At 71.4% G+C, this 8,265-nt stretch carries 10 protein-coding genes; 3 read left to right on the top strand and 7 right to left on the bottom strand.

Going from position 1 to position 8,265, the window contains the following annotated elements:
- Positions 1-113 precede the first annotated feature (113 nt).
- From nusG to rplA, 3 genes are all read left to right on the top strand, one after another.
- On the top strand, positions 114-971 hold the full coding sequence (nusG, locus tag ASF38_RS01800; RefSeq protein WP_235497344.1) for a transcription termination/antitermination protein NusG: 858 nt from the start codon (positions 114-116) through the stop codon (positions 969-971).
- Positions 972-1,021: 50 nt separating this feature from the next.
- Positions 1,022-1,450: a 50S ribosomal protein L11 gene (rplK, locus tag ASF38_RS01795; protein WP_055964170.1), complete on the top strand. Its 429-nt coding sequence runs from the start codon at positions 1,022-1,024 to the stop codon at positions 1,448-1,450.
- Between the two features lie 83 nt (positions 1,451-1,533).
- Positions 1,534-2,250: a 50S ribosomal protein L1 gene (gene rplA / locus ASF38_RS01790; protein WP_055964173.1), complete on the top strand. Its 717-nt coding sequence runs from the start codon at positions 1,534-1,536 to the stop codon at positions 2,248-2,250.
- Positions 2,251-2,319: 69 nt separating this feature from the next.
- Here the strand turns inward: rplA and ASF38_RS01785 are convergent, their stop codons facing one another.
- The 7 genes from ASF38_RS01785 to ASF38_RS01755 all read right to left on the bottom strand — a co-directional run.
- Entirely contained in the window at positions 2,320-3,525 is a 1,206-nt protein-coding gene (locus ASF38_RS01785) for a HAMP domain-containing sensor histidine kinase (protein WP_056573274.1), read from the bottom strand.
- Complete coding sequence (locus ASF38_RS01780; protein ID WP_055964179.1) at positions 3,518-4,240, bottom strand: response regulator transcription factor; 723 nt, start codon at positions 4,238-4,240, stop codon at positions 3,518-3,520. Before ASF38_RS01780 ends, ASF38_RS01785 begins: the two co-directional genes overlap by 8 nt.
- Complete coding sequence (locus tag ASF38_RS01775; RefSeq protein WP_056573271.1) at positions 4,230-4,607, bottom strand: hypothetical protein; 378 nt, start codon at positions 4,605-4,607, stop codon at positions 4,230-4,232. Before ASF38_RS01775 ends, ASF38_RS01780 begins: the two co-directional genes overlap by 11 nt.
- Positions 4,607-6,451, bottom strand: a complete 1,845-nt coding sequence (locus ASF38_RS01770; protein WP_200914369.1) for an Ig-like domain-containing protein — start codon at positions 6,449-6,451, stop codon at positions 4,607-4,609. The genes ASF38_RS01775 and ASF38_RS01770 overlap by 1 nt, the downstream gene beginning before the upstream one ends.
- A 70-nt stretch (positions 6,452-6,521) precedes the next feature.
- Complete coding sequence (locus ASF38_RS01765; protein ID WP_055964188.1) at positions 6,522-7,154, bottom strand: signal peptidase I; 633 nt, start codon at positions 7,152-7,154, stop codon at positions 6,522-6,524.
- Positions 7,155-7,336: 182 nt separating this feature from the next.
- The gene (locus tag ASF38_RS01760) at positions 7,337-7,864 is read right to left on the bottom strand and encodes a TasA family protein (RefSeq protein ID WP_055964191.1); all 528 of its coding nucleotides are present in this window, start codon (positions 7,862-7,864) and stop codon (positions 7,337-7,339) included.
- A 132-nt stretch (positions 7,865-7,996) separates the two neighbouring features.
- On the bottom strand, positions 7,997-8,265 hold a 269-nt coding region (locus ASF38_RS01755), incomplete at its 5' end, for an ATP-binding protein (protein ID WP_235497343.1).

The following is an 8,265-nucleotide window of genomic DNA, read 5'->3' as shown; positions in this document are numbered from 1 at the left end:
CTTCTTCGTCGTGCTCGTCTTCGTCCTGATCATGATGGCGTTCGTCGCCGGCCTGGACTACGGGTTCGGCAAGGCGATGTTCGCCGTGTTCGCGTGAACTGCAGAGGAAACCAGTGACTGAACAGTCCCCCGAGACGAGCAACGTCGAGGTCGAGGAGCTCTCCGACGTCGAGGCGTCGGACGAGTCCGCCGCGTCGATCGACGAGGCCCCCGAGGTCGAGGACGTGCCCGAGGGCGCCGACGAGACCGTCGACGCCGACCAGGCCGCCGAGGCCGAGGTCGACGCCGAGCTCGACGCCGACGTCCCTGCCGACGAGGCCGGGGACGGTGAAGAGGCCGGCGAGGACGCCCCCGTCGACGCGCTCGCGGAGTTCCGCGAGCGGCTCTACAGCCAGTTCGGCGACTGGTACGTCGTGCACACCTACTCCGGCATGGAGAAGCGTGTGAAGGCGAACCTCGAGAACCGCATCACCTCGCTCAACGCCGAGGACTACATCTTCGAGATCGTCGTCCCCACCGAGGAGGTCGCCGAGATCAAGAACGGGCAGCGCAAGCTCGTCAAGCGCACCGTGCTCCCCGGCTACGTCCTGGTCCGCATGGACCTCACCGACGAGTCGTGGGGCGTCGTGCGCCACACCCCGTCGGTCACCGGCTTCGTGGGCAACTCCCACCAGCCGGTGCCCCTCAGCCTCGCCGAGGTCGAGCAGATGCTCGCCCCGGCGGTGGAGGCCGAGGTCGCCCAGCAGGCGGCCGACGCCCCCGAGCAGCAGCAGACCGCATCGTCCCCCAAGGTCGAGTTCGCCGACTTCACGACGGGTGACTCCGTCATGGTCGTCGACGGTCCGTTCGCCACGCTCCACGCGACGATCACGGAGATCAACCTCGACGCGCAGAGGGTCAAGGCCCTCGTCGAGATCTTCGGTCGCGAGACCCCGGTCGAGCTGAGCTTCACCCAGATCCAGAAGGTCTGAGCCGGCTCCTCCGGCCTGCACCACCCATCCACAGAAGGACCCGAAGAACAATGCCTCCCAAGAAGAAGGTCGCCGCACTCGTCAAGGTGCAGCTCAACGCCGGCATGGCGAACCCGGCGCCCCCCGTCGGTACCGCGCTCGGCCCGCACGGCGTGAACATCATGGAGTTCTGCAAGGCGTACAACGCCGCCACGGAGTCCATGCGCGGCAACGTCGTCCCCGTCGAGATCACGATCTACGAGGACCGCTCGTTCACGTTCGTGACCAAGACGCCGCCGGCCGCCGAGCTGATCAAGAAGGCCGCCGGTCTGTCCAAGGGCTCGTCCACGCCGCACACCGACAAGGTCGGCAAGCTCAGCAAGGACCAGATCCGCGAGATCGCCACGACCAAGCTGCCTGACCTGAACGCGAACGACCTCGACCAGGCCATGAAGATCGTCGAGGGAACCGCCCGCTCCATGGGCGTCACCACCGACTGACACACCCACCCCGACCAGCAACACGTGGCAGGGCCGGCTGGGCCCGCGAGACCACACCTGGTGCACACCGAAGGAAGCCAGACATGACACAGCACAGCAAGGCGTACCGCGCCGTCGCCGAGAAGATCGACAAGGACGCCGTCTACACCCCGCTCGAGGCCACCACGCTGGCCAAGGAGTCGGGCAGCAAGAACTACGACTCCACGGTCGACGTCTCCGTCCGCCTCGGCGTCGACCCCCGCAAGGCCGACCAGATGGTGCGCGGCACCGTCAACCTGCCCCACGGCACCGGCAAGACCGCTCGGGTCCTGGTCTTCGCGACCGGTGCCAACGCCGACGCCGCCCGCGAGGCCGGCGCCGACCACGTGGGTGCCGACGAGCTCGTCGACAAGGTCAACGAGGGCTGGCTCGACTTCGACGCCGTCGTCGCCACGCCCGACATGATGGGCAAGGTCGGCCGGCTCGGCCGCGTCCTCGGCCCGCGCAACCTGATGCCGAACCCGAAGACCGGCACGGTGACCACCGACGTCGCCAAGGCCGTCGGCGACATCAAGGGCGGCAAGGTCCAGTTCCGCGTCGACCGTCACGCCAACCTGCACTTCGTGATCGGCAAGGCCTCGTTCTCGGCCGAGCAGCTCGCCGAGAACTACGGCGCGGCCCTCGAGGAGATCCTGCGTCTCAAGCCGGCCAGCTCCAAGGGTCGGTACCTGAAGAAGATCACCGTCTCCACGACGAACGGCCCGGGTGTCCCCGTCGACACGACGCACCTGCGGAACTTCACGTCGGCCGACGAGGCCTGAGCCTCCAGCCGACACCGGACCCCCTCCGCCCCTCGGGCGGAGGGGGTCCGTGCGTCCGGGGGCGCGACCTCAGTGGTGGGGCAGGATCAGCATCACGCGTGACTGCGGTGCGTCCTGCACGGTGACGTAGCCGCCCACCGACTCGGCGGTCACGGCAGCCTCGGCCAGGCCGTCGACCCCGGCGTCGCCGTGCAGCACGCCGCTCGGCAGGCGACGTGGTCCCTGGTCGGTCACGCGCACGCGCAGCACGGTGCGCAGCGTCGACACGTCGACGGTGACGTTGCCCGTGCCGCCGTCGGTCGCCTGTGCCAGCAGGGCGTCGACGACCTGCCGCACCGGCTCGGGGGCCACCTTGGCCGGGACGGGCGCCCGCGACGTGAGGACGAGATCGCGACCCTGCTCGGACAGCCGTTCCCGCCAGCGCTCGGCGACGGTGGACGTGAGGTCCACGAGGTCCAGGGCGACCTCGTCGTCGAGGGCGTCGTCGCGACGTACCTCGAGCAGCTCGGTGACCGCGACGCCCAGCCGGTCCACGGCGGCGATCGCGCTGGTCAGCTCCGCTGCCACCTCGGGCGGCACCTGCTTCCAGAGCGTGAGGTCCTCCAGCGAGAGGCGCAGGGCGGTGATGGGCGTGCGGAGCTCGTGCGAGGCGGTCACGGCCAGCGAGCGCTCACGCTCCAGCAGGACGTCGAGCCGGCGACCGGTGTCGCGCAGCGCCCGGCCCAGCTCGTCGGCCTCCCGGACCCGGTAGCGGGGGACCGGCGTGTCGAAGCGGCCCGCGCCGATCTCGGCGGCCACGATCGACAGCTCGCCGAAGGGCCGGGCGAAGCGACGTGCCATGACCACCGCCACGACGCCCGCGACCGCGGCCAGCGCGAGGGAGAGCAGGACCAGCGGCAGGACTCCGGCCGACACGCGGTCGGTCATCGACCGACCGGAGAGGCTGAGGGTCACGCTGCCCCCACCGTCGACCGCCCGGGTGCTGCGCGGGCCGTCGACGGTCACCGTCCCTGCGGTGATGCGCTCGCCGGCGGGGGGCTGGTAGACCACGCGCTCGTCGTCCTGCAGCAGGGACGTGAAGTAGTCCTGGTCGACGGTGGCTCCCGCGGTCAGCCGGGCGCCCACCGCGGCCGCCATCAGGGCGGCGGTGCGATCGGCGCGCTCGCGCTCCTGGTCCTGCACGACGTCGGCGACCACGTAGGACGCCGCGACGGCGAACAGCGCCAGCACGAGCAGGGTCAGCCCGACGAACGTCGCGACCAGGCGGTCACGCATCCGCGGCGTCGATCTCCCAGCGGAAGCCGACGCCCCGCACGGTGACGACACGGCCCCGCGCGTCGGCGTCCTCGAGCTTCTGGCGCAACCGACCGATCGTGGTGTCGAGCGTCTTGGTGGAGCCGAACCAGTTCTCGTCCCACACCTCGTCCATCACGTGCTCGCGCGTGACGACGCTGCCGCCGGCGGCCTCGACCAGTGCCAGCACGTCGAACTCCTTGACCGTCAACGTGAGCTCGGAGTCGCCCACCCAGGCGCGCCGGGTGTCGCGGTCGACGCGAACCCCGCCGGTCGGGGACGACACGGGAGGCGCGGGGGCGACCTCGGGTCCTGGCCGGGCGCTGCGCCGCAGCAGTGCCCGGACCCGGGCGAGCAGCTCGGCCAGGGCGAAGGGCTTGGCGAGGTAGTCGTCCGCGCCGACGTCCAGACCGACGACGCGGTCGAGCTCCCCACCGCGGGCGGTCAGGATCATGATGCCGCCCTCGAACCCGTCCGCCCGGGCCCTCCGGCAGACCTCGAGCCCGTCGAGGTCGGGCAGGCCGAGGTCGAGCAGCACCAGGTCGACGCCGCCGACGGCCAGCCGCTCCAGGGCTTCGGTGCCGGTGGCCACGCGCTCGACCAGGTGCTCCTCGCGCTCCAGCGTGCGGATCAGGGGAGCGGCGATCTGGTCGTCGTCCTCGACGATCAAGAGAGTGTGAGACACCTCATCGAGCATAGAGGTCACCTGCGGGCGCGCGCTCCGGCTCGGGTGCCACCACCAGGGTCAGGACCGCCGCGGCCGCCAGCGCAAGTGCGACCAACGTGACGTCGACCGGGTGCGGTGTCGAGCCGGGAGGACCCACGGTGCTGGCGAGCACGACGCCCGTCACCGTCGCCAGGGCCACCGCGGTCGCAGCCACCCGCGACTCGATGCACCGGGCCGTGCCCAGGCGGGCCGCCGAGAGGAGCGCGATGGCGGCCAGGACCCCCAGCAGCACCGACGCGTACGGCTCGTGCGCGGTGGACACGGCCGCCCGTCCGAGCAGCAGCCCGAGCAGGGCCGTGCCGGCCGGCGCGAGGTGCGACGGAGCGACGCGTGCCATCAGAAGTCCCGGTCGGCGGTGCCGGTCTCGACGGCCGGGGCCGTCGAGCACTTCTGGCCGGACAGGTCGGCAGCGGACGCGGACGGCGTCCACGTCATGGTGGCTGCGCTGGTCACGGTGCGCAGCCCCGATCCTGAGGTCACGGCACCGATCTTCACGGTCACGACGGTGCGGGTGGAGGCGCCGACGGTCACGGTCGTGGCCGTCATGCTTCCGGCCCACTGGACGGTCTTGCCGCTCTTGACGTAGTCGGCCTTGAGGTTGACGGCGCCGAGGTTGGCCCCGGTCACGTCGATCGTGTCGTCCTTGGCGCCGCCGCCGACGAGGTTGCCGTCGCGCAGCCGGACGGTGACGGCCCTGGCGGTGCCGTCCCACCCGCCGACCACGGTGGCGAGGTCGAGCTTCTCGCTGTAGGTGAAGGTGACGGTGTCGCCGTTGTCGACCCGGCCCACGGTGCCGCCGCCGTTGGCGGACTGCACGTCGAGCGCCCGTACCGGGCTGTTGTCGACGAGGCGGGCACCGACGACGGCGGAGGTCGTGATCGTGCCGCGAGTGTCGACCAGCTGCGCTCGGAGGTCGTAGCTGCCGTCGCCGACGGACTTGGTGTCGAAGGCGCAGGTGTAGGGAGCGGTCGTGTCGGTGCACACGTCGGTCCAGGTGCTGCCTCCGGCGGGGGCGCGCTGGATCCCGACCGAGGCGATCCCCGCCGAGGCGTTGGCGGCGGCGGTCAGCGTGACCGTGCCGGTGAGGTACTGGCCGGGGTCGGCCAGCGACACCGAGGAGACGGTGTTGTCGACGACCCGGTTGGCCACGGCAGCGGAGGTGGACTGCAGGCCGACGGCGTCGGTGGCGACGGCGCGGAAGGAGTAGGTGCCGCCGGTCAGCGCGGTGGTGTCGTAGCGGCACGACCACGGCGCGGAGGTGACGGTGCACAGCGTCTTCCACGTGCCGATGGTGCCCTGGGAGTACTGCAGCTCGACCGTCTCGACACCCGAGCCCGCGTCGGTCGCCGTGGCGGAGAAGGTGCGGGTTCCGCTCAGCGGCGTGCCCGGGTCGGTCATCGTGACGGCGGGCTTGGTGTTGTCGACGAGGACGTCGGTCTGCACGGTGGAGTACCGGGTGCCGGCGAGGGTGTCGATCGCGGCGCGCACGTCGTAGGTGCCGTCCGGCACCGTCGTGGTGCTCCAGGAGCAGGTGGTGGTGGTGTTGATGAACAGGCTGCCGGTGCAGGCTCGGGTCCACTTGTTCGTGCCGGCGGGGGAGTACTCGAACCGGGGGGAGCCGATGGCGAGGCCGGCGTTGTAGACGCTCATGGATGCCGTCACCGTGCCGGTCAGGGCCTCGCCGAGCGGGGCCAGCACGATGGCGAAGGTGTTGGCGACGTAGGTCCGGACGGGCTCGGAGATGGTGGTGTGGCCCGCCTTGTCGGTGGCGACAGCGCGCAGGTCGTAGGGGCCGTCGGGGGTCGCGCCCGTCCGGGTGTCCCACGAGCAGGAGTACGGCGCAGTGGTGTCCGTGCAGAGCGTGGTCCAGCTCGACGCGTCGGCGGCCTGGTGCTGCAGCACCACCTGGGCGACTCCGGACTCGGCGTCGCTCGCGGTGGCGGCGATCGTGGCGGTCCCGGTCACGCTGCCGCCGGCCGGCGCCGTGACGGCCACGCTGGGCGGCGTCCAGTCCGACGCCGCGGTCACGGTACCGACCGGGTTGACGGTGCGGGCCGAGAAGCTGGCCGACGAGAAGCCGGTCACGGAGAACGCGAGCGCGACCAGGACCACGACGACGCCCGCCAGCGGCGCGCGGCCCCGCAGGGGGGACGGTGCTCGGTGACGGGCGTTCATGCTCATGTCCTCAACGGTAGGGAGGTCGACTCCACGAAGACCCCACGCGAAGGTCACACGACCTCCACGGAACCGGTCAGGAGTGGACGGGGACGGGGACGGGGAGCTGGACGGGGACCAGTGGGGCGGTCGGCTGGACGGGCGCCTCGGTCCGGTCGCGGCGTCGTCCGCCGCTGCGGAGGGCGCCGAGCAGCTCGACGCCGCTCGCGAGGGCGATCAGGCCGGCCGGCACGCCGATCACGAGGAGGCGGGTGTCGCGGTCGGCGAGCGCGACGAGGGCCCAGCCGACGTGCGGGACGTGGAACTCGACGACCGGCTGGTCCGGTGCGGTGAGGGAGAAGGTCCAGGGGTCGGGCTGGGGGTTGGCGTCGCCCTGGGTGCGGAACAGCGGGGCGCCGCTCTCGGACGTGCCGATGTCGATGATGCGGTGCGTCACCAGGTTCGTGACGCCGCTGTCGGCCGGGGGCTGGTAGGTGATCACGTCGCCGACGGCGAGGTCGGCGACGGGGGTGGCCTTCTCGAAGGCGACCGCGCCCTTCTCGATCGAGCCGGACATGGACCCGCCGGTGATGACGTAGCGCTCGTAGCCCAGCAGGCTGGGCGCCAGGTAGGCCAGCCCGGCCACGGTCGCCACGAGCAGGAGGGAGTTGACGATGACCGGGAGGACCCGGCCTGCGCGTCGGGGGGTGCGGCGGTGCGGGATGGTCATGTCCTTCTCCTTCTCCTGCTCGTGGCGGGTGGTCGTACCGTGCGGTCCCTCTCCTCGTACGGGGACCAGCACGTGTCCTGCGTCCGGCCGTGGTCCGCGAACCCGGTCAGGTGCGCGGACCACCCCTGTTGGCCGGGGCGCCCGGACGTCGGCCTCCCTCACGGCCGGCGTCCGGGTGGCTCTCACTGGTTGGTGGTGGTGGCCGAGAGCTGCGTGGAGTCCCAGCTGTACGCGGCGGAGGCGGTCTTGCCCTGCTGCGTGTTGTCGGCGGTGTCGGCGAGGCGCACCGAGAAGGTGTAGTTGCTCACGACGCCGGGCTCGACGGTGCCCAGGGTGTTCTTCTTGCCGTCGACGAGACCGCCGAAGTTGCCGCTGTAGACCTGGGTGCCCGAGGTCGTGTTCGTGATGGTGAGGGTCAGGGCGTCGTCGGCGAACTGGTTCGTCGAGGTGGTCTCGGTCAGGCTGAACGCGGCCGGCAGCGAGCCGGTGTTGGTGATGGTCAGGCTGCCGTTGACGACGTCGCCGGGCTTGATGTTCGTGAGGTTGAAGACCGCGGCGTTGCTCTTGGAGTTGGTGTGCGACAGGGTGCCGGAGGTCACCGAGCTGATGGTGTTGGCGGTGCTCGAGGTGAACGTGGCGCCCGAGCCGATGGCGACGGCGCCGGCGGCGAGCAGGGTGGCGAGGGGGACGAGGACCTTCTTGGTGTTCATGGGGGTTCTTCCTGTGTGGACCGGTGGGGCTCGACCGTGGTCGAGGTGATGTCTGGAACGCTACGGAGCCCAGATCCACACGAGTCCCCCACGAGCTCCCCACGAGATCCACATCTCGGAACTCGCCGCCGGCTACCTCGCGGGCAGCTCGAACCACACCGCGGCGCCACCGGTCGGCGACTCGTCCACGCCGACTCGGCCCCCGTGCGCGCGGACCAGGCGACGCGTGGTGGCCAGGCCGATGCCGTGCCCGCCGGGGTCGTCGCCGCGGTCGTACAGGTCGAAGACCTCGCTACGGCGAGAGGGTTCGATGCCGCGCCCGTTGTCGGCCACGACGACCCGCCACGCGTCGCCGTGTCGCTCGGCGCTCACGACCACCTGGGCGGACACGCCCTCACGGG

Source organism: Aeromicrobium sp. Leaf272, from assembly GCF_001422865.1.
Classification (GTDB): domain Bacteria; phylum Actinomycetota; class Actinomycetes; order Propionibacteriales; family Nocardioidaceae; genus Aeromicrobium.
The sequence above is the reverse complement of the archived record's forward strand: the minus strand, read 5'-3'. Positions and strand labels throughout refer to the sequence as shown.

Coding starts and splice junctions, on each gene's coding strand:
- ASF38_RS01785 (WP_056573274.1), bottom strand. CDS start 3,525: ATGCGTGACCGCCTGGTCGCGACGTTCGTCGGGCTGACCCTGCTCGTG.
- ASF38_RS01765 (WP_055964188.1), bottom strand. CDS start 7,154: ATGACCATCCCGCACCGCCGCACCCCCCGACGCGCAGGCCGGGTCCTC.
- rplA (WP_055964173.1), top strand. CDS start 1,534: ATGACACAGCACAGCAAGGCGTACCGCGCCGTCGCCGAGAAGATCGAC.
- ASF38_RS01760 (WP_055964191.1), bottom strand. CDS start 7,864: ATGAACACCAAGAAGGTCCTCGTCCCCCTCGCCACCCTGCTCGCCGCC.
- ASF38_RS01770 (WP_200914369.1), bottom strand. CDS start 6,451: ATGAGCATGAACGCCCGTCACCGAGCACCGTCCCCCCTGCGGGGCCGC.
- ASF38_RS01780 (WP_055964179.1), bottom strand. CDS start 4,240: ATGCTCGATGAGGTGTCTCACACTCTCTTGATCGTCGAGGACGACGAC.
- ASF38_RS01775 (WP_056573271.1), bottom strand. CDS start 4,607: ATGGCACGCGTCGCTCCGTCGCACCTCGCGCCGGCCGGCACGGCCCTG.
- rplK (WP_055964170.1), top strand. CDS start 1,022: ATGCCTCCCAAGAAGAAGGTCGCCGCACTCGTCAAGGTGCAGCTCAAC.